Genomic DNA, 21,318 nt, shown 5'->3' on the forward strand with positions numbered 1-21,318 from the left:
AGGATCACGACATGAGCAGCCTGTTCACGCCCCTGGCGCTGCGCGCCGTCACCCTGCCCAACCGGGTCGCCCTGGCCCCGATGTGCCAGTACAGCGCGGGTCCCGACGGCCTGCCGACCGACTGGCACCGCGTACACCTGGGTTCCCGCGCGGTGGGTGGTGCGGGCCTGGTGCTCACCGAGGCGACCGCCGTGGTGCCGGAGGGCCGGATCAGCCCGCAGGACGTCGGGCTCTGGTCCGACGCGCACGTCGACGCGTGGCGGCCGGTCACCGCGTTCGTCGCGGCGCAGGGCGCGGTGCCGGCGGTGCAGCTCGCGCACGCCGGGTTCAAGGCGTCGACGTACCGGCCATGGGCGCCCCGGCGCGGCGGGGTGCCCGACGCCGAGGGCGGCTGGACGCCGGTCGGCCCCGGCGCGGAGCCGTTCGTGCCGGACTACCGGGTGCCGACCGCGCTCGACGAGGCGGGGATCGCGGGGGTGGTGGAGGCGTTCGCCACCGCCGCCGGCCGCGCGGTGGACGCCGGTTTCGCCGCCGTGGAGATCCACGCCGCGCACGGGTACCTGCTGCACGAGTTCCTCTCGCCGCTGACCAACCACCGCGCCGACGGCTGGGGCGGGGACCGGGCGGGCCGGATGCGGCTGGCCCTGGAGGTGGCCCGCGCGGTGCGCGCGACGGTCGGCGAGAGCGTGCCCGTGCTCACCCGGATCTCCGCCACCGACTGGACCGAGGGCGGCTGGACGGTCGAGGACAGCGTGGTGCTCGCCGGGGAGCTGGCGGCGGCCGGCGTCGACCTGGTGGACGCCTCGTCGGGGGGCGCGGCTCCCCGGGCCACCATCCCGGTCGGCCCCGGCTACCAGGTGCCGCTCGCGGCCCGGATCCGCCGGGAGGCGGGCGTGGCGACCGGCGCGGTCGGCCTGATCGTCGAGCCGGAGCAGGCCGAGCAGATCGTGGCCGGCGGCGAGGCGGACCTGGTCCTGCTGGGTCGGGAGCTGCTGCGCGACCCGTACTGGCCCCGCCGGGCGGCGGCGAAGCTCGGCGCGACGCCCGACTGGCCCGCCCAGTACGAGCGCGCCTTCTGACCCCACCCGCCCGCCGCCGCGGGCCCGCGCCCGCGGCGGCGCGGGCGGGTCAGCGGCGGCGCGGGCGGGTCAGCGGCGGCGCGGGCGGGTCAGCGGCGGCGCGGGCGGGTCAGCCGGCCAGGTGGCCCCAGTCCCGTTCCAGGTCCCGCCAGGGGCCGTGGGCCGCGACGGTGCCGTCGACAAGCACCACCACCTGGTCGGCGCGGACCAGCGCCGCCCGCTTCGACGTCGAGCCCACCACCGTCACCCCGTGTTCGCGCAGCGCCGCCCACAGCTCCAGCTCCGTGGTGACGTCCAGCGCCGAGGACACGTCGTCGGCGACCAGCAGTTCCGTACGCGGGGCCAGCGCCCGGGCCAGCGCCAGCCGCTGGAGCTGCCCGCCGGACAGCCGGGTGCCCTTGTGCCCGATGAGCAGGCCCAACCCGCCCTCACCGACGCCACCGGCCGCCGCCAGGTCGTGTTCGAGCTGGGCCGTCGACACCGCCGCGGCGGCGTCCACGTCGTGCCCGAGCGCCACGTTGTCGGCGACGGTGCCGGAGAGCACCCGGGGCAGCTGGCCGACGTAGCCGACCTGCTGGGGACGCAGGAACACCTCCGGTTCGGTGACCGGCTCGCCGTTCCAGCGCAGGGTGCCGGTGTGGTGCACGATCCCGGCGAGGGCGCGCAGCAGCGACGACTTGCCCGACCCGACCGGCCCGACGACGAGCACGAGCTGCCCGCGTTCGACGGTCAGGTCGACGTCGTGGGCAGCGAGCGTACCGTCGGTGTGCAGCGCGCCGAAGCCGGCCAGCTCCAGCCGGCGCAGCGGACGCCGGGGCGGGGGCTCCGGCGCGGGCGCGGTGCCGGCGGTCAGGTCGACCCCTGGCACCGACGCCGAGTAGGCCCCGACCCCGGCCATCGCGACCGTGCGGCGCGTCCACACCCGGGCCGACGGCAGCTGGGACACCAGCGACGCCGTCGTCCAGGCGAACCAGCGGGCCGCGCCGAGCGTGGAGACCGCGACCAGGGTCGCCCCGGCGGACAGCCCACCGCCGAGGTAGAGCGCCCAGGCGCCGATCGGCAGCAGGCCGCTGGCCAGGGCGGGCGTCGACCGGGCCCAGACCTGCACGGAGATCTCCCGCCGCTGCCGCTCGCTGCGGGCGGTGTCGAGGTCGGCCAGGTGGCCCAGCACCGGCCGGGTCGCGCCGGCCAGCTTCACCGTGCGGGCCGCCGACAGCGACGACACCAACGCGGTGGCGAACGCCGCCCGCGCCGCCACCGTGGCCCGCGCCGACCGTTCCAGGCGCGGCCCGAACAGCGTCGCGGCCAGCCCGGAGACGACCATCGTCCCGGCGAAGAACAGGGCCGGGACCCAGCTGCCGGAGACCAACGTCATGGTCACCACGATGAGCACGGAGATGGCCTGGTCGAGCATGTTGTCGGCGAGGATCACCACCCGCTCGGTGTCGCCGCCCTGGGCGACCACCTCCGCCGGGGTGTGCCCGCTGATCCGGCGCGGGCCGGTCTGCCCGTGCACCAGCCGCAGGCTGATCCGCAGCATCTGCCGCACCCACCAGTTGGGGAACATGGTGCTGGTGAGGTAGGGCACCGGTGTCGTCACCAGCAGCGCGGCGACGATGCCGACCGCCGGCCACCACGGGCCGCCCACCCCGTCGACCAGGTCGGCCCAGAGCCAGGGCAGGATCGAGCCGTCGAGGCCGAGCAGACCCCCGAAGCCGAACAGCGTGATCGCCGCGAGGCCGTACCGCGGGTTGTTGGTGGTGAGGCGGAGGATCTCCCGCATCGTGCGGGTGCGCGGGGCCGGCGGCAGCTCGGGCGGCTCGACCTTCACCCGCGCGGTCCCGACGGGCGTGTCGGACCCGCCGGGCGCGCCGGCTTCCCCGGGGCCGCCGGGCGCGTCCGACCGCGGCGGGTCGGTCAGCACGGCGGCGGCGCCGCCGGCCCGCCCGCCGACGCCCGCGCCGGCCCCGACACCCGCTCCGACACCCGCTCCGGCGTACGCGGAGGCGTGGCTGACGGCCAGCAGCTCGGCGAACCGCTCCGAGGTGTGCAGCGGCCCCGCCTCGACGACCGCGCCGTCGGCCAGCACCACCACCTCGTCGCAGCGGCGCACCGAGGAGAGCCGGTGGGCGATGACGATGCCGATCCGGTCGGCGAGCAGCCGGTCGGTGGCCCGCTGCACCAGCGTCTCCGTGACCGGGTCCAGCCGCGCGGTGGCCTCGTCGAGGATCACCACGTACGGGTCGCGGACCAGGATCCGGGCGAACGCGACGAGCTGCTCCTGCCCGGCGGACAGCACGTGCCCGCCCTCGCCCAGCCGGGTGTCCAGGCCGTCGGGCAGCCCGGCGATCCAGGCGGTCAGCCCCAGCTCGTCCAGCGCCCGGGCGGCGTCGGCGAGCAGGTCGGGGTCGAACAGCGCGACGTTCTCGGCGAGGGTGCCGGCCAGGATCTCGGTGCGCTGCGGCACCACGGCGATCCACCGGCGCAGCAGCTCGACGTCGAGGTCGAGCAGGTCGGTGTCGCCGAGCAGGACGGTGCCGCGCGGCAGGTCCACGGCCCGGGTGAGCACCTTGGCCAGGGTCGACTTGCCGGAGCCGGTGCGGCCGACGAGGGCGTACGACCGGCCCCGGGCGAACGTCAGCGAGACGTCGCGCAGCGCCGGCGCGCGGTCGCCGTCGGAGCCGCCGGCCGGGTAGCGGTAGGTGAGGTGGCGCACGACCAGGTCGCCGTCGACGGGCTCCCGACCGCCGGCCGGCTCCTGCGGGGCGTCCTGGAGCAGCTGCACCCGCCCCCAGGCGCCAAGCGCGTACTGCAGCTCGGGCACCATCCGGCTGACGTGCTCGACGGTCGCGCCGAACGCGAGCACGAGCAGCCAGACGGCGGTCAGCCGGGCCGCGTCGATCCGGCCGGCGGCCAGCGCCCACGCCCCGCCGAGGACCACCCCGACGATGCCGACGCGGATGACGCCGGCACCGGTCGCGGTCACCCACGCGGACATCCGCCACACCAGGTTGCCCCGGGCCAGCACCGTCGCCGCGCGTCGGGCGAAGAGCCGCAGCACGTACGGCCGGGCGAGGCTGGTGCGCACGTCATCCTGGCCGTGGACGGCCTCCTCCATCACGGCGGCGAGGTCGGTCCAGGCCTCCTCCTCGGCCATCCGGGCCGGGGCGATCCGCCGCGTCGGGCGGCGCAGGACGAGGGCGAGCAGCGCGGTCAACGCGAGCATGCTCACCCCGGCCGGCCACCAGACGAACATGGCCACGACCGTGGAGAGCAGGCCGGTGGCGCTCATCTGGGCGATGCGTACGCCGTGCCCGCGCACCTCGGAGGCCACCTGGTAGACGTCGCCGTCGATGCGGTCCAGCAGCTCGCCGACCGGGGTGCCCTCCAGGGTGGGCAGGTCCTGCCCGAGCGCCACCCGGCACAGCCGCCGCCGCACGTCGGCCGACCAGTCGGCGGTGACGCCGGCCATCACGAGCCCGATGGTGAGGTCGGTGACGACGGCCGCGCACAGCGCCACGGCCAGGACCGCGAACAGGAGGCCCGAGCGGTGCACCAGCACCGGGCCGGCGAGCGCCGCGGCGGCGGCCTGGCCGGCGGCGCCGAGCACGATCAGCGTCGCCACCAGCGTCATCCGGCGTGCCGAGGTGGCCCACAGGTCACGGAAAAGGCGCATGTCGGTCCCTCCGGACACTCGGGTGGCGGTGTTTCCACCCTCCGTGATCCGGCCGACGCCTTCAACGCATTTACCGCCCGCGCCACCCGCCCGGGTGCCCTCCCCACCCACCGCGCCCCGCGCTCCCCGCACCCCCGCGCTCCCCGCGCCCGGGGTGAGAGGGGAACCCTTCTCTACCGCAGGCGTTAAGAGGGGGCCCTTCCTTGCACCTCAGAAGAGGACGGTGGCGAGGGTGCCGACCGGGCGGAACCCGCAGCGTTCGTAGACGCGGCGGGCCGGCAGGTTGAAGTCGTTGACGTACAGGCTGACGGTCGGGGCGACCCGCAGCAGCGCGTCCCGGGTGACCGCCGCCATCGCCGCCGCGGCGATCCCCCGGCCGCGCCACTCCGGGGCGACCCAGACCCCCTGGACCTGCGCGGTGTGCCGGGTCACCACCGCCAGCTCGGCCTTGAAGACGACCTGGCCGTCGACGAACCGCGCGTACGCCCGCCCGGTGCGGACCAGGTCGGCGACCCGTCGCCGGTAGCCGCGCCCGCCGTCCTCGACCAGCGGCGAGACGCCGACCTCCTCGGTGTACATGGCGACGGCGGCGGGGAAGAGGCGGTCCACCTCGTTGCCGCGTACCAGCCGCACGTCGGGGTCGACGACGACCGACGGGAGCGCGTCGGTGGCCAGCAGCGGCTGGTTGGGCCGGACGTCCCGGGCCGGCCCCCAGTGCCCGCAGAGCCGGTCCCAGAGGCCGAGCACCGCGTCGGCCTGGCCGACGATCGACGAGCAGAGCCGTTCCTCGGCGGCGAGCAGTTCGGCGTAGGCGGCGACGGCCGACTCCGAGGCGAGCACGGGGGTGAGGTTGCCGCCGAGCCAGCAGATCGACTCGAGGTGGCGGCGCGCGCCGTAGCCCAGGATGCGCGCCTCGGCCCGCCACCAGGCCAGCCCGCGCGCGGTGACCCGCTCGGCGACCTGCGCCCCCGCGAACGGGTCGAGGTCGAGCAGCCGCTCGACCGCACGCCGCTCCGACTCCCCGAGTTGCCGCACCGGCGCCGTCAGCACGCCTCCAGCCTGCCAGATCGGCCGCCCGCCCCGCCGGCCGAGTACGGAGTCCGCCGTGGGCCGGGCCGGGGTCCCCGGCGGCCCGGCGGCCGGCGGCGCAGAACCGAGTTGTTGCCGACCGGTTGGCGATATATCGTTGATGCATCAGCGACAGAACTTCGAGGGGAGAGAACCATGGGGTTCCACCGACGGACGCACATGCACGAGGCGCGGATGCGGGGCTTCGGCTTCCCGCCGTTCCCACCCGGTCCCCCCGGCCCGCCCTTCCCGCCGGGCCCGCCCGGCCACGGGGGCCCGCACGGCGGCGGGCGGGGTGGCCACCGGGGGCGCGGCCGGGGGCGGCGGCCCAACGTCCGCGCCGCCGTGCTGGCCCTGCTCACCGAGCGGCCGATGCACGGCTACGAGATGATCCAGGAAATCGACTCCCGCACCGGCGGGGCCTGGCGGCCCAGCCCAGGGTCGATCTACCCGACCCTCCAGCTCCTGGAGGACGAGGGCGTCGTCGCCGCCGCGACCGAGGAGGCCGGCGGCGGGCGCAAGCGGTTCACCGTCACCGAGGCGGGCCGGGCCGAGGCCGACGAGGCGGCGCAGGCCCCGCCGTGGGGCGAGTTCGCCGAGGACACCGTCGCGAGCTGGCACGACATCCGCGACGCCGGCACGCAGGCGATGCACGCGCTGCGGCAGGTGATGATGACCGGCACCGACGACCAGCGGGAGCGGGCCGCGCAGGTGCTCGCCGAGACCCGGCGCAAGCTCTACGCCATCCTCGCCGAGGGGTAAGGAAGGGCCCCCTGTTAACGCATACGGTCGAGAAGGGTCCCCTTCTCACGCCCCGGGCACCGCCCGCGCACAAGGCACGCGTGGCACAACTGGCACGCGCGGCACAGCAGGCACGCGCGGCACAGCAGGCACGCGCGGCACAGCAGGCACGCGCGGCACAGCAGGGCACACGACCAGGGGGCCGTTCCCGGCGGAACGGCCCCCTGTCGGCGCATGGTGCGGCGTGGTGCGGCGGGTCAGTGCACCGTGACGGTGGCCCCCGGGAGCAGGTCCCGCAGCTCCTCGGGCAGCTCCGCGCCCATCTCGTCGGCGATCCGCAGCGCCTCTTCGATCAGCGTCTCCACGATCTGCCCTTCGGGGACGGTCTTGACGACCTTGCCCTTGACGAAGATCTGCCCCTTGCCGTTGCCCGAGGCGACGCCGAGGTCGGCCTCGCGGGCCTCCCCCGGACCGTTGACGACGCAGCCCATGACGGCCACCCGCAGCGGCACCGGCAGCCCCTCCAGGCCGGCGGTGACCTCCTCGGCCAGCTTGTAGACGTCGACCTGGGCCCGCCCGCACGACGGGCAGGAGACGATCTCCAGGCCCCGCTCGCGCAGCCCCAGCGACTCCAGGATTTGGTTGCCGACCTTGATCTCCTCCACCGGCGGGGCGGACAGCGACACCCGGATCGTGTCGCCGATCCCCTCGGCCAGCAGCGCGCCGAAGGCGACCGCCGACTTGATGGTGCCCTGGAACGCCGGCCCGGCCTCGGTGACGCCGAGGTGCAGCGGGTAGTCGCAGCGCTCGGCGAGCTGCCGGTACGCCCGGATCATGACCACCGGGTCGTTGTGCTTCACCGAGATCTTGATGTCGCGGAAGCCGTGCTCCTCGAACAGTGAGCACTCCCACAGCGCCGACTCGACCAGCGCCTCGGCGGTGGCCTTGCCGTACTTGGCGAGCAGCCGCTTGTCCAGCGAGCCGGCGTTGACGCCGATGCGGATCGGCACCCTGGCGTCGCCGGCCGCCTTCGCGATCTCCTTGACCTTGTCGTCGAACTGCCGGATGTTGCCCGGGTTCACCCGCACGGCGGCGCAGCCGGCGTCGATCGCGGCGAAGACGTACTTGGGCTGGAAGTGGATGTCGGCGATCACCGGGATCTGCGACTTGCGGGCGATCGCCGGCAGCGCCTCCACGTCGTCCTGCGAGGGCACGGCGACCCGGACGATCTGGCAGCCGGACGCGGTCAGCTCGGCGATCTGCTGGAGGGTGGCGTTGACGTCGGAGGTGAGGGTGGTGGTCATCGACTGCACCGACACCGGCGCGCCCCCACCGACCGGCACCGAGCCGACCATGATCTGGCGGCTGGCCCGGCGCGGGGCGAGCGCGGGGGGCGGCGCGACGGGCATACCGAGACTGACTGCGGTCACTTCAGGCACTCACCTTGAGAAGAGCGTGATCGGGTTGACGACGTCCGCGGTGACGGTCAGCAGCGTGAACACGCCGCCGATCAGGATCACCACGTACGTGATGGGCATGAGCTTGAGATAGTCGACGCGGCCCGGGTCCGGGCGGCCGAACCGGGCGAAGACCCAGGACCGGACCCGCTCGAACCAGGCGATGGCGATGTGGCCGCCGTCGAGCGGCAGCAGCGGCAGCAGGTTGAACACGCCGATGAAGAAGTTCAGCGACACGAACAGCATGAAGAACACCAGCCAGGCGTTGTTCTCCACGGCCTCGCCGCCGAGCCGGCTCGCGCCGACCACGCTGATCGGGGTGTCCACGTCCCGCTCGCCGCCGGTGATCGCCGTCCAGAGGGCGGGCACCTTCTGCGGGATGCGCTTCATCGCCTCGTACGTGCCGACGGCCATGTCGCCGGTGAACCGGGCGGTCCCGCCGAGGGCGGCGACCGGGCCGTACTGGACCCGGGTGGGGGTGCTGAACTGGAGGCCGATGCCGAGCGCGGCGACCGGGCCGACCGTGCCCTTCGGGTCGTCCAGGGGCGGGCGCTGGGTCTGCGCGAGCACGGTGCTCGTGGTGCCGGGCTGGCCGTCGCGGACGTACCCGATCTGGGCGGTGTCGCCCGGCTTCGTGGCCCGCAGCGCGGTCAGCAGCTCGCCGTAGTTGTTGACCGGGGTGCCGTTGAGCGAGGTGATCCGGTCGCCGTCGCGCAGGTTGGCCGTCGCGGCCGGGCTGGCCGGGTCGCTCGCCGCGCACTCGCGCACGGCGTTCTCCGGCACCACGCACTTGGCCAGGGCGATGACCGCCGGCTCCTGGCGGGCCTCGGCGTCGGTGGTCGGGAAGTCGGGGTTGGGCAGGCCGGCGGAGACGGCGATGATCCAGGTCGCGACGAGGGCCAGCGCGAAGTGGGTGACCGACCCGGCGGACATCACGATCGTCCGCTTCCAGACCGGGTAGCGCCACATCGCGCGGTGCTCGTCGCCCGGCTCGACGTCGTCGTCCTGCGGCGTCATGCCGACGATCTTGCAGAAGCCGCCGAGGGGGATGCCCTTGAGGCCGTACTCGGTCTCGCCCCGCTTGAAGCTCCAGATGGTGGGGCCGAAGCCGACGAAGTAGCGGGTGACCTTCATCCCGAACGCCTTGGCGGTGAGCATGTGCCCCGCCTCGTGCAGGCTGACCGAGACGAGGATGGCCAGGGCGAACAGGACCACCCCGAGCAGGTACGCCATCAAGCTCCTTCCACCGATGCCGATGCCGACGACGCCGCCGAGACCGACGACGCCGCCGATGGTGACGCCACGATGATCTCCTGCGCGTGCGCGCGCGCCCACGACTCGGCGGCGAGCACGTCCTCGACGGTACCTGGTTCGGCGAAATCGGGAGCGTCGTCCAGCACCCGCCGGAGGGTGTCCACGATGCCGAGGAACGGCAGCCGGCCGGCGACGAACGCCGCGACGCACTCCTCGTTGGCCGCGTTGTAGATCGCCGGGCGGCAGCGTCCCGCCTCGCCGGCCGCCTTGGCCAGCGCCACCGCCGGGAACGCCTCGTCGTCGAGCGGGGCGAACTCCCAGGTGTGCGCGGTGGTCCAGTCGACGGCGGCGGCGGCGTCCGGCACCCGGTCGGGCCAGCCGATGCCCAGCGCGATGGGCAGCCGCATGTCGGGCGGGCTGGCCTGGGCCAGCGTCGACCCGTCGGCGAACTCGACCATCGAGTGGATCACCGACTGCGGGTGCACCATGACGGTGATGTCGGCGTAGGGCACGTCGAACAGCTCGTGCGCCTCGATCACCTCCAGCGCCTTGTTGACCATCGTCGCGGAGTTGATCGTGACGACGGGCCCCATGTTCCAGGTCGGGTGCGCGAGGGCCTGCTCGGGCGTGACCTGCGTCAACTCGTCGCGCCGCCGCCCCCGGAACGGCCCGCCGCTGGCGGTGACCACCAGCCGGCGCACCTCGCCCCTGGTGCCGCCGCGCAGGCACTGGGCCAGCGCCGAGTGCTCGGAGTCGACGGGCACGATCTGCCCCGGCCGCGTCACCGCGGCCTTCACGAGCGGGCCGCCGGCCACGAGCGACTCCTTGTTGGCCAGGGCGAGGGTACGCCCGGCGCGCAGCGCGGCCAGGGTCGGCGCGAGCCCCAGCGAGCCGACCACCCCGTTGAGTACGACGTCGCAGGGCCACTGCGCCAGCTCGGTCATCGCGTCCGGCCCCGCCACGATCTTGGGCAGCTTGAACTCGCCGCTGGACCAGCCGCGCCGGCTCGCCTCGGCGTAGAAGGCGAGCTGGAGGTCCTGCGCGGCAGACGCCTTCGCCACCCCGACCGCCTCGACGCGCAGTTCGAGGGCCTGCGCGGCGAGCAGCTCGACGTTCCCGCCCCCGGCGCCGAGCGCCACCACCCGGAACCGGTCGGGGTTGCGCCGGACGATGTCGATGGCCTGGGTGCCGATCGAACCGGTCGAGCCGAGCAGCACAAGATCGCGGGAAGTTGTCACCCGCCCATTCTTCCCCAGCCGGGCTATGCGCCCGCTGGGAGCCTCGCCGCCGTCAGTGCGCCTCGTCGTCCAGCAGGTCGGCCGGGTCGACCGTGAACCCGAACGGGCGGATCATCGTGAACGTGCTGCCGGCCGCGGCGACGGCCAGCGGGCGGTATTCGCCGTCGACCAGCTCGTACAGGGGCAGGGTCGGCACCTAGCCGTCGCAGCCCTCGACGCAGCGCATCGCACAACCTGTCCGACGGAAGTCGGGCCTGGGTAAACGGGTGGCCGGATCACGTCACCAGCCGCTGAAGGCCACCAGGAAGCCGATCCCGAGGCCGCCGAGGACGAACAGGTAGCCCAGGCCGATGAAGACCAACCGGCGGTGCCGCAACGGCAACGGGAGGAACCCGGCGAGCGCGAGCAGCACCCCGAGCACGGCACCGCCGGTCGGTGCGAGCACCGCCAACTCACCGGCTGGCCCGCAGATCATCAGCCCCTCGGTTCCTTCGGTGCCGCAGGCGTCCGCGGCCATCGGTAGGAACATCCCGACCAGTGCCACGATCAGGGCGAGCACGACCAGGAGCACGACCGCGACCACGGCGACGGCGGTGGCCGCCGCACTCCCCGGGCGGGCCCCCGCTGCACCCGGGCGGGTGCCCGCCGACAGCGGGGCATAGCCCTGGGGACCGCCCGGCACCACCATGTCCGTCCTCCTGCTTGTCGCAAACCCGGCCTGCCGAGGTTGCCTGGGATCTCCCCGGGGCTGCCGGCGCGGGCACGAGCGTAGGCCGCCGGCACCGGTCCGGCAACGGCTGACCAGGTGAAGTGTCGGCACCGACCAGCGGGGTGCATCCCCAGGGTCCGCGTGGCGGTGTTGCCAGCGTTGTCGGCTGCGGTGACGCGCCCGCCAGGCGCTGTCAGGCGTGGGGGCGGAGGACGAAGGCGTCCAGCTCCTCGCCGCCGTACCAGTCGGTGCGCCGGCCCACGTAGGCCATGCCGAGTCGTCGGGCCACCGCCGCCGACGCCGTGTTGCCCGGCGACACCACCGCCCACACCCGCGGGGTGCCCGTCGCCAGTTCCCGGGCCACCAGCGCGCGGGCCGCCTCGGTGGCGTACCCGTGGCCCCACGAGTCGGGGTGCAGGTGCCAGCCGACCTCGATGTCGGTGGTCGGCACGCGCTCGTCGCGGCCCGGCAGCGGCTTGAGCAGCACCGTGCCGACGACCCGCCCGTCGGCGCGCGTCTCGATCGCCCAGGTGCCGTACCGGTCGCCGTGGGCGGCGTGCCGCTCCCGCCAGGCGGCGAGCCGGTCGACCGCGCCGGACGGGTCGGTCAGCGGCAGGCCCGGGGCCGCGCCCAGCCAGCGCACCACCTCGGCACGAGAGTAGATGTCGTAGATCCGGGCCAGGTCGCCCGGCTCGGCGGTCCAGTCGCGGACGACGAGGCGTTCCGTGGTGAGCACGGTCATGACGCGGGATCGTAATGCGTGACGGGGGGGCGGGACGGGGAAGAAGGTCGCGGTGGCAGACGGATGGCAGCGGGCGAAGCGGATCGTCAGCGCCGCGTTCCGGCCGGTACGCGGGCGGGACCTGTCGCTGCACGCCGCCGCCATCACGTTTTACGGCGCGATCGCCGTGGTGCCCGTGGCGCTGCTGGCCATCTGGACGACGGGGCTGGTCGCCGGGGCGGACCGGGTGCGGCGGCTCACCTCGTACGCCATCGAGACGCTGCCCACCGACATCGGTGCCAACCGGGCGGTGGCCGCGCTGCTGGAGGCCGGGCTCGGCCTGACCCCGGCGCTGGCCCTGGCCTCGCTGCTGCCGGCGTCGCTGTACGGCGAGGGGCTGCGCCGGGCGTTCGTGTCGGTGGCCGCCCCGCGCGAGCCGGGCGGGGCGTTGGTCGGCTGGCGGGGCCGGCTGCTGCTGCTCCCGCTGCTCGCGCCCGCCCCCGCGCTGCTGCTGTCGATCCTGCTGGCCCTGCCGGTGACGACCCACCTGGTGCGCCAGGGCGGCTGGCGGGGCGCGCTCGGCGTGGTGCTGTCCTTCCTCGGCGTCTGGCTGGTGCTCACCCCGGTGCTGATGTGGGTGTTCCGGGTGGTGGGGCCGGCGTCGCCCGACTTCCTGTCGACGCTGGGCATGGGGTCGTTCACGGCGGCGAACCTGTCCGGGTTCCTGCACGGCTTCGTGCTGTTCGCCTCGCTGCCGCTCGACCTGGGGGTGCCGTTCGGCGGCTTCGACGCGATCGGCGGCGGGGTGGCGGTGCTGCTCTGGCTCTATCTGTTCCACGTGATCGTGCTGGCCGGGTATTCGGCGACGCTCGCCCTGTCGGACTGGCGGTCCCGCCGTGCCGCCGCACGGTGAGCAGATGGTCCCGCCGCGCCGCCGCACGGTGAGCACGCGGCCCGGCCAACCCGCCCGGACGTTGGGACCGGCGACGTTCATGAGCAGTAGGTACGGGGTGTCGCTGCCGAACTGCGCCGGCGCCTGACGGCCAGCCCGGCGTGGCAGTGCCGGGCTTGTGCCGCGCCGTGGCCATGCCGGTCGGCGAAGCTCTGCCTACGCGCCGAATACGAGCGAGCAGGTCGGGCTGGCGGTCCACCTGTGCGTGCTGATGCACGATGCGATCGCCGACCGGCTGCGTACGCACCCGGAAAAGGTTGATCCGGCGGACCGTTCCGCCCGCTTCATCGCCTGGACCCGCCACTGACCGCTTACCTCATCGCACCTGCATTCAACATGAGCAAGATTGACGGAGACGGGTTGAACTAGCACGAATAGAAAGCGGCAGCCAACTCCTCGGAAGAAGAGATAGCAACACGAAGGCGACCACCATACGTCCCTCAGTCAAACCAGAAGGCACCGATCAATTAATCAACGCACCTCATCGAATCCTAATTGACCGCCCCGCACTTACACAATAATCGACAACCGCAACCAACCTCACCAGCTCAGCAAACTGCTCCCCCTTCATATCCCTCTCTACACTTCCAGCATAGAATCCACCCTTCCATGCGGCACACACCTCATGCAGACGCGACTGCATTCCTATGACCCACTTCAGCGGCAGCACTCCGTCAACAACAAGACTCAGATCAAATATCGGCCGAAGACAGGTTTCAACCCTAGACCAGGGAACCACACCCCCGTAGTCCATCATTTCCTCAAGGCGTATCCGCTCTTCTGCAGCGAGCAGCGCAGTGAACGCATGGAAGTGCGCCCAACCGTAGCTCGCCGGTGGAGGCACGAGATCCGGACGATCCTCTGGCGCACATTCAACTTCGTAGACGACCACCTAACTCCTCACAGCTTTAGATCCGGCCACTGGCCCGATGCACTAGCCAAATGGGTTGAATTTATCGAGCATCTTACCGCCACTGTAGAACTGCACGCTCCCGGCGGCACGGTCCCCCCAAGAGACCGCCCTGAAGACCTGCCTTAACTCCCAACAGGTAGCACACGTCATGGGCAAGCCCCGCCCATCAACTCTCGCGCCCTCCTTGACGGCACTCCGGAAGATCTCGGCGGGATCGCTCCCGTAGCGGCCAAGCCCATCCAGGGAGATGGCAATGTCGTACCCGTCCGCATCGCCAACTGCGGCAGATACCCGATTCATCCACTCCGGCCGAAACTCCCCAGGACTAACTCGGGCAAGCTTCGGGTCATTGTAAGTTTCATATATCGCGCCCGGGTTTGCCTCACGAAGCTCTGCTGCCAGCTTGTTGCTGTGCTGCTGCACTCCTAGCACCGCAGTCTTCTTTCCGTCACCGCCCCCACCGCTGGAGCCACCGTTGGAGCGGCTGGAGCCGCCGGAGGAGCCGCCGGGTTTGGAGTCTGCTGACTTTCCGCCGCCGTTTCTGGTGGTGGCTGCGGTGGAGCCCTTGGGGTTTGCGCGGGCCTGGGCCTGCTTCTGGACGGGGTTGCCGGTCTTCTTGGCCTGTTCGGTGGCGCGGTTGCTGACCGTGTTGACCTTGTCCTGGGCCTTCTTCTTGGCAGCTTGGGCCGCCTGCTTGGCGCGTTCGATGGCGAGTTTCTTGGCGTTGAGGGCGGCGGTCTCGGCGGCCCTCGCGGCACGCAGAACGTTCTCGGCCGTGCGTTTGGCGTTCTGAAGAGCCTGGATGGCGTTGAAGGTGCGTCGTACGGCGTTGGCGATCCTCGCCGCGCTCTTGATCGCCTTCCAGGCCGGGATTCCGTTGCTGATGAGGTCGATGCAGGACCAGACGCTGCCGCCGAAGCAGCCCAGGGCGGCGTTGATGCCGAGGAAGTCCTTCAGGACGTCCCAGGCGACGGAGAGGATGATCGAGGTGACGGACTTGCCCATGATGGCCTGGGCGTCGGCGACCTGGGCTGCGGACAGGCCCGCGCCGGCGAGGGCGGCGGCGGTCTCCGACGGGGTCAGCGAGATGGACAGGCCCGAGGGGTCGGTGTGGGTGGCCGGGTTGTTGTGGGCGTAGGTGTAGCCGTTGGACTGCAACGGGTCGGCGGTGTCCAGCACCGGGTCGGCGGAGAGGAACCGGCCCACGCTCGGGTCGTAGAGGCGGGCACCCAGCGGGACGTACCCGGAGGGGTCGTCGCGTCGGGCGCCGAGGAACCCGGTCGGGGTCTGCATGTTGGCGGCCAGGGCGGCGGTGCCGCGCTGGTTGCCGAACGGGTCCTGCTTGCGGATCCGAGTGGTCATGCTGGCGTCGAGGGTGACCTCGGCGTACGGGGTGCCCTGGTGGTCGCCGACGACGGCGGCGAGGGCGGACGGGTTGGTGCCGTGGGCGTACCGCAGCACCGATCCGCCCGGGGCCGCATAGGAGCGCTGGCTGCTCACCAACGCGCCGCCCTGCTGCGTGGTCACCTGCGACTCGCCCAGGTGCAGGGTGGCCTGCCGGCCCTGCACGGTCAGCAGCCGTGAGCCGCCCGGCCCGTAGATGTGCCGGGTCTCGTTCTGCGCCTGCCACTGCTGCGCCGCCGCCCCGCCCGCGCACGCGGCCAGCACGATCGGGGTGCCGTCGGCGGTTGCCGCGTCGCGCACCGTCAGGCACAGCCCCGACGAGGTGTGCCGGAGCTGCCCGGTGGACAGGCGCTCCACCCGCTGGTCGGTGCCACCGTCACAGGCGCGGATCTGCGCCGCCGACCCGGCCGTCGTGCCGGTCGGCTGGACGCACCACGTGTCGTAGATGGACAGGGTGCCCAGGTTGGGGTCGGGCTGCCCGCCGGCCGGGGTGAATGCCCACTTCTGTGCGACCGTGTCGTTGCAGGCGAACAACTGCACCGGCTGACCGGCCGCGGCGTGGCCGGCGTTCAGGTCCAGGCACTTGTTGCCCAGGCCGACGTACGAGGTCCGGCCCTTGCTGCCCTGCCCGGTGATTCGCTCGACCTGGCCGTCGTACGTCCAGGTCAGGGTCTGCTCGTCGCCGTTCTGCACCGAGGTGACCGACTTCGTCTCGCCGGTCAGCTCGTACAGCCGCTGGGCGGCGGCGGTGATCGCGGCGCCGGCCGGGGTGACGTAGTTCTTCGTGACCGTGGTGAGGGTGCGCGGCTGACTGCCGTCGGCCCTGCCGTAGGCGTAGGTGGTGGTGGCGTCCTTGGCGGTGTCGCCAGTGAGGTCCTTCTCCACCAGCTCCGTGCGGTTGCCGAGCAGGTCGTACTCGTACTCCTGCCAGTAGCCGGAGCCGTCCGCGCCGGCCGCCACGTTGAGCACCCCACCGGTGCCCGCCGGGCCGGGCGCGCAGGACGCCTGGTCGGCGGCGGTCCACGCCCGCTTGAGCTGGCCGAGCGCGTCGTACTGGAAGCACTGCCGTTCCTGGATGCCGTCGGCCTGCTCGCGGATGGCCAGGACGTTGCCGGCGTTGTCGTACCAGTAGTGGCGGTTCGACACCAGGTTGCCGCCCACGACGCCGGTGGCGCCGGCCTTCTCGCGGTAGACCTGCTGGCTGGTCAGGGCGCCGCTGGCGTCGTCGTACGAGGCCATGGCCCAGACGCGGTGCGGTTGCGCGCCGAGCGTCGAGCGCAACACCTGGCCGTACGGCGAGTAGACCGTCTCCGCGCCGTACCAGTCCTTGCCGGAGACCGACAGGGGCAGGCCGTCCTTGGTGTAGCGGACCAGCACCTTCTCGGTGGGCAGCGCCCCGACGCCGGGCAGCACGGTCGACTCGGGCATGCCCGTGTCGGTGTAGGTGTAGCCGTACGTGTAGGAGGTTTGCAGCCCCCAGGTGCTGGCGATGCTCGCGGGCAGCGTCAGCGTGGTCGACGTCGGCTGGTAGTCGTCGGTGTAGCCGCCGATGCTCTGGGTGTACGGCAGCCCGTCGGTGTAGCGGGTGGCGGTCGCCGGCAGGCCCTTGCCGCCGGCCACCGTGTCGTAGGTGTACTCGCCGAGCAGGGTGCCGCTGCTGCCGCCGAGCCGCTGCTGGACGGGGCGGGACAGCTCGTCGTAGCCGTTCCACACCGTGACGCCCCGGGCGTTGGTGCTGGTGACCTGCCGGTCCCGGTGGTCGTAGGTGAGGGTGGTGACGCCGGTGTCCGGGTCGGTGGCGCTGACCGGCCGGCCCCGGTGGTCGTAGCTCCAGGTCCACTCCTTCGGGTTCTCGGAGTGGGTGGCCCGCGTCAGTTGGCCCTGCGGGTCGTACTGGTAGCGCATCGAGACGAAGGCGCTGCGGTCGCCCTTGGTGTAGGTGTCGACCCGCGCCGTGCGGCCCAGGGCGTCGGTGAACAGCCGGTACGAGGCCGCGCCCGCCGGGTTGAGCACGGTGGAGTGGTCCGCGCCGTACTCGTAGCGGGTGGACCGCAGCGGCACCTCGACGCCGTTGTGGACGGGCATCTCCTCGACGACCCGTCCGAGCCCGTCGTAGGTGTAGCGGGTGGCGTTGGGCACGGCGGTGTCGGCGGCCGGGGTGAACAGGGTGCCGCTCGGGTTGCCGTCGGCGTAGTAGGCATTGCGGGTCTGCCCCACCTCGCCGGCCCGGTTGTAGAGGGTGTCGGTGATCAGCCGTCCGCCGCCGACGGCCTCCTGTTGGCTCTGCCGTTCCCGGCCCAGGCCGTCGTAGATGGTGACCGCGGTCTCCACCCGGTTCTCGTGACTGCGGGCCTTCGTGGTGACGTACGGGGGCTTGCCCGCCTGGATGGTGTACTCGGCCCGGAAGTCGGGGATCGCCCCGGCCGACGGGGTGCGGCCGGCGGCCCACGCCTCGACGAGGCGGCCCAGGGCGTCGAACTTCGACTCGCTGACCCGGTCGTTGAGGTCGGTGCTGCGCACCACGACCCCGCGGCCGGGGTCGAACTCCTGGATTTGCCGGTGGTCGAGGGAGTTCTTCTCCTCGACCTGGAAGGGCTGGCCGGCGGTCGGGGTGTAGGTGGTCGTGGAGGTCTTCAGGTCGGGGTCGGTGCGGGAGACGACCCGGCCGAGGGCGTCGAAGCCGACGGTGCCGTCGGACTGGAAGCCGGAGCCGTCGCCCTTCAGCGACCAGGTCTGGGTGACCAGGGCGCGGGTGTCCGCCGCCAGGGCGGTGCCGTACGCCGCGCCGTCGTAGCCGATCCGGCTGGCGGAGCTGAGCGACGCCAGGTTCGTCCAGGTGGCGGCGGCGCAGGTGGTGGGGCTGGTCAGCATCTGCTGGGTCAGGCCGACCAGGTTCCGGTCGAGCCGGTGCAGGTAGCTGAGCTGGGTGCACGTCTCGTCGCCGGTCTTGCCGGTGTCGCCCAGCGACTCGATCTGCGTCGGCAGGCCGTGCGTGGCGTCGTAGCTGGTCTTCGTCTCGACCTTCCGCGTGGTGCGGGTGTCGTCGCCGGAGCCGGAGGAGCGGCTGTGCGCGACCACCCGGGAGTCGGTGACCCGCCAGGCGCGCAGCGGGCTGAGCCCGTCGTCCCGGTCGCGCCGGCCGAGTTCCTCGGCCTGCGGGTAGGTGACGCTGCGGGTGAGCCAGTCGCCGGCCGCGGCGTCGGCGGTGGGGTAGGTGAGTTCCTCGGCGATGCGGCCGGCGAACGGCTCGCGGTCCTTGGCGATCTCCTGGCCGGCGATGTCCTCGACGGACACGTCGTCGCCCATGCCCCGGAAGTAGCGGGTGACGGACTTCGTCGCCACGCTGCCGTCGCCGTGGTCCGCGTCGGTCTCGCCGGTGCGGACGGTGACCTGCGCGAAGCCGGCGAACTGCGAGTACGTCCGGGCCGACTTCTTGGTGAACTCCTGCTCGGCGAGCTTCCATCCCGGGTCGGCGTAGCTGTACCGGGTGAGGGTGCTGACCGCCGGGCCGTCGATGGCGGGTAGTTCCTCGACGCTGTCCACCACGTACTTGTGGAACCAGTCGATCTCCTCAGCGCTGGGGTCGGGGTGCCAGAACGACGGGTAGCAGAGCCGGTTGTTGTTCTTCAGCGCGGTGGTGTCCGTCTTGCCGGGCAGCCCGGTGCCGGTGGCGCAGCCGCCCGTCGGCTGCTTGTAGCTGACGACGGTCTCGCCGCCGTACTCGTTGATGATCCGGGCGATGCGCAGCCGGGAGAACCCGGGGCGGTCGTCGTTGCGCACCCGGTTCGGCATGTCCTCGGGGTTCGCCTCGAAGCGCACCGGGTTCAGGGTGATCTTGTCGGTGCCGCCGGTGGGCCCGTACCCGGTGCGGGTGATCGACTCCAGCCAGAGCGCGGTGTTCGGGCCGGTCCGGGTGGTGGGGAACGCCTGCGCGAGCTGGTACTCGTCGACCACCTGGCGGGCGGTGCTGCCGGGCTGCCGCTGCGCCGAGGTGGTGATCTTGTCGAGCCGCTTGCGGGTGAAGAAGGACGGGGAGGCGTTCCAGCACTTCTTGTCGTCACTGCAACGCAGGTCAGCCGGGGTGTCGTACCAGATCCGGTACTTGGCCGGGTCGCTGCTGGTGAAGTTGGCCTCGGTGCAGGTGACGGTGCCCTCGGCGAAGCACCGTTCCGCCACCGTGAAGGTGATCTGGGCGGCCGGGGCGGCGGAGAAGATGGTGTTGGCGCGCTGCCCGTAGTCGATCCGGGTGAGGTAGCCGCCCCGGTCGTACGAAACGGGGGCCTTGAAGTTGAAGTTGCGCGCGTAGTGGTTGGTCTCCTTGGCCCACCACAGGCTCATCGCGTTGCCGTGGACGTCCTCGACGTAGTCCAGCGACCAGCGCCAGGCCTGGGTGCAGACCGAGCCGGCCCAGTTGCCCGCCTGGTAGCAGTCCTCGCCCGCGTGGTTGCCGTAGACCGGGACGGTCAGCACCGAGTTGGTGACCGGGTCCCCGGTGGACCAGCCGGGGAGGCGGTGCATCCCGAAGTGGTGACGGGTGCCGTCGCGGGTGGTGACGATCCAGTACTCACCGTCGGCATCGCCGTTCGCCTTGCCGGTGTCCTCGACCAGCTCCACCCGGGAGCCGTCGCCGTTGGCGGTGAACCAGGTTTCCTCGTCGGCGTCCCAGACGAGTTCGGTGGTCATGCCGCCGAGGGAGAGGGTCGCGTTGTCGGAGCCCCAGCACAGGTCGCCGGTGCGGTGCGTGGCGTTGTTCGCACCCGACTTCTTCGAGTCCTGCGTGCAGTTGGCGTAGCTGCGGGTGATGGATCCGGCGCTGTAGTCCCAGCCGTCGCCGATCCAGGATGCCTGGTTGTTGGTGGCCGAGGTCCGGCCGTCGACCGACTGCGAGGAGTAGCCCAGGTTCACCCGGGGCATCAGGCCACCGGGAGCCTCCGGCACCTGCACCTGGTAGCCGTAGGTGAACGCGCCGGAGGAGGCGCCGGCCGCCCAGGAACCGGAGGAGAGCAACGGGGTGGCGGTGTAGTCGCCACCGGCCGAGGCCCCGGTGTCGAGCACGCCGACGACCCCGGCGCCGGCGGCGCTCGCGGCGCTGCGCGCGCCCGCGGCGCCGCTCGGGCCGGCGAGCAGCGACCCGATCGAGACACTGCCGTTGACGAGTCGGCGGGTGCCGTCGTCGTCGGTCGCGGTCGGCGCCTCGTCGGCCGGCACCAGTTCCGTCTCGCTGGACACGGCCGCCCCGGCGTCCGGGCCGGGTGCCTGGTAGGGGCTGAAAGCCAGGGGCGGCGCGCCGCCGGTGTCTGGGGCGCAGTCACCGCCGTCCGGGTCGTCGTAGACGCAGCTGGGCAGCAGCACCAGGCCGAACCGGTCGGCCGCCTGCGGGCCGTAGAGGTCGGCGAAGGGCGTGTAGTCGACGCTGAGGGCGACCTCCGCGTCCGGGTCGGCGGTCACCGGCGGGGTGATCTTCATGATCAGGCCGGGGGCCCCGACGGCCTGGGACGCCTCCGGGCTGGAAAGGTCGACCTTCCAGGTGCCGGCCAGGTCGGCCGGGTCGCCGCCCTCGGGTACGCCGAGGGCGACCGGCAGGTCCTCGACCGGCAGCGGCGTGCCGGGGGTCGCGGCCGTCAGGTCCACCTCGCCGCTGTCCTGCTGCCACGGGGTGACCGCCTGCGGCTCGTACGGGTCCACCGGCACCTCGTCGGCGGTGGTCAGCTCCGTCTCGGCGTCCGCGTCGTGGTCGACGTGCTTGATCGTGGGGATATCGGGCAGCTCGACCGGCATCCCGGTGCGGCTCATCCCAGCGCCGGGCACCGCCCACGCCTGCGCAGGCGCGAGCGCCACCAGCAGGTTGACCGAGAGCGCCAGCGCCAGGGCCCGACGGGTGGGCGACCACCGCCGGCGGCCCGTGACCGGTCGGGCGGGTCGGCCGGGACGCCGTCGGGACAGCAATCCGGTACCAGGCATACGTCGGCTCCCACCCAGGCGCGAAGACGGAAGAGATCGCGGTACGACCGCGATGGCACGGCACGCGCCGGGCGTGGCACGCCTGAGCACTGTGGATCAACCAGCACTCTTACTCAAGGTAACTGGACGTGATCAGAGCGACATG

13 protein-coding genes are annotated in these 21,318 nt (G+C 72.7%); 3 read left to right on the forward strand and 10 right to left on the reverse strand.

Annotation, left to right across the window (positions count from 1 at the left end; all coding sequences use genetic code 11):
- Positions 1 to 11: 11 nt before the first annotated feature.
- Positions 12 to 1,079, forward strand: coding sequence for an NADH:flavin oxidoreductase/NADH oxidase (locus ACVMYR_RS07080; RefSeq protein ID WP_077936678.1), 1,068 nt, complete (start codon positions 12 to 14; stop codon positions 1,077 to 1,079).
- 109 nt (positions 1,080 to 1,188) lie between these two features.
- On the opposite strand, the gene ACVMYR_RS07085 is transcribed toward ACVMYR_RS07080, so the two are convergent.
- The gene (locus ACVMYR_RS07085; protein ID WP_457121387.1) at positions 1,189 to 4,755 is read right to left on the reverse strand and encodes an ATP-binding cassette domain-containing protein; all 3,567 of its coding nucleotides are present in this window, start codon (positions 4,753 to 4,755) and stop codon (positions 1,189 to 1,191) included.
- Positions 4,756 to 4,965: 210 nt separating this feature from the next.
- Entirely contained in the window at positions 4,966 to 5,805 is an 840-nt protein-coding gene (locus tag ACVMYR_RS07090) for a GNAT family N-acetyltransferase (protein WP_091277485.1), read from the reverse strand.
- A 174-nt stretch (positions 5,806 to 5,979) separates the two neighbouring features.
- Here ACVMYR_RS07090 and ACVMYR_RS07095 point away from each other — a divergent pair, with 174 nt between their 5' ends.
- Positions 5,980 to 6,585 (forward strand): PadR family transcriptional regulator, encoded by a 606-nt coding sequence (locus tag ACVMYR_RS07095; protein ID WP_457121388.1) that lies wholly within the window; start codon positions 5,980 to 5,982, stop codon positions 6,583 to 6,585.
- Positions 6,586 to 6,821: 236 nt separating this feature from the next.
- Here the strand turns inward: ACVMYR_RS07095 and ispG are convergent, their stop codons facing one another.
- From ispG to ACVMYR_RS07125, 6 genes are all read right to left on the reverse strand, one after another.
- Complete coding sequence (ispG, locus tag ACVMYR_RS07100) at positions 6,822 to 7,994, reverse strand: flavodoxin-dependent (E)-4-hydroxy-3-methylbut-2-enyl-diphosphate synthase (RefSeq protein WP_457121389.1); 1,173 nt, start codon at positions 7,992 to 7,994, stop codon at positions 6,822 to 6,824.
- A 9-nt stretch (positions 7,995 to 8,003) separates the two neighbouring features.
- Positions 8,004 to 9,254, reverse strand: coding sequence for a M50 family metallopeptidase (locus ACVMYR_RS07105; protein WP_077936672.1), 1,251 nt, complete (start codon positions 9,252 to 9,254; stop codon positions 8,004 to 8,006).
- A complete protein-coding gene (dxr, locus tag ACVMYR_RS07110; protein ID WP_457121390.1) occupies positions 9,254 to 10,513 on the reverse strand; it encodes a 1-deoxy-D-xylulose-5-phosphate reductoisomerase in 1,260 nt (419 codons plus the stop codon). The genes ACVMYR_RS07105 and dxr overlap by 1 nt, the downstream gene beginning before the upstream one ends.
- Positions 10,514 to 10,565: 52 nt before the next feature.
- A complete protein-coding gene (locus ACVMYR_RS07115; protein ID WP_457121391.1) occupies positions 10,566 to 10,709 on the reverse strand; it encodes a hypothetical protein in 144 nt (47 codons plus the stop codon).
- A gap of 84 nt (positions 10,710 to 10,793) precedes the next feature.
- On the reverse strand, positions 10,794 to 11,201 hold the full coding sequence (locus tag ACVMYR_RS07120; RefSeq protein WP_457121392.1) for a hypothetical protein: 408 nt from the start codon (positions 11,199 to 11,201) through the stop codon (positions 10,794 to 10,796).
- 214 nt (positions 11,202 to 11,415) lie between these two features.
- Positions 11,416 to 11,964 carry a GNAT family N-acetyltransferase gene (locus ACVMYR_RS07125; RefSeq protein WP_077936669.1) on the reverse strand — a complete coding sequence of 183 codons (549 nt, stop codon included), beginning with the start codon at positions 11,962 to 11,964 and terminating at the stop codon, positions 11,416 to 11,418.
- Between the two features lie 52 nt (positions 11,965 to 12,016).
- On the opposite strand from ACVMYR_RS07125, the gene ACVMYR_RS07130 reads away from it, so the two are divergent.
- A complete protein-coding gene (locus ACVMYR_RS07130) occupies positions 12,017 to 12,856 on the forward strand; it encodes a YhjD/YihY/BrkB family envelope integrity protein (protein ID WP_457121393.1) in 840 nt (279 codons plus the stop codon).
- A gap of 520 nt (positions 12,857 to 13,376) precedes the next feature.
- Here the strand turns inward: ACVMYR_RS07130 and ACVMYR_RS07135 are convergent.
- Together ACVMYR_RS07135 and ACVMYR_RS07140 are read right to left on the reverse strand one after the other, a co-directional pair.
- Positions 13,377 to 13,787, reverse strand: coding sequence for a hypothetical protein (locus tag ACVMYR_RS07135; protein WP_457121394.1), 411 nt, complete (start codon positions 13,785 to 13,787; stop codon positions 13,377 to 13,379).
- Positions 13,788 to 13,829: 42 nt separating this feature from the next.
- Positions 13,830 to 21,173, reverse strand: a complete 7,344-nt coding sequence (locus ACVMYR_RS07140; protein WP_457121395.1) for a ricin-type beta-trefoil lectin domain protein — start codon at positions 21,171 to 21,173, stop codon at positions 13,830 to 13,832.
- Between the last annotated feature and the right edge of the window lie 145 nt (positions 21,174 to 21,318).

It is taken from the genome of Micromonospora sp. PTRAS2, from assembly GCF_054052245.1.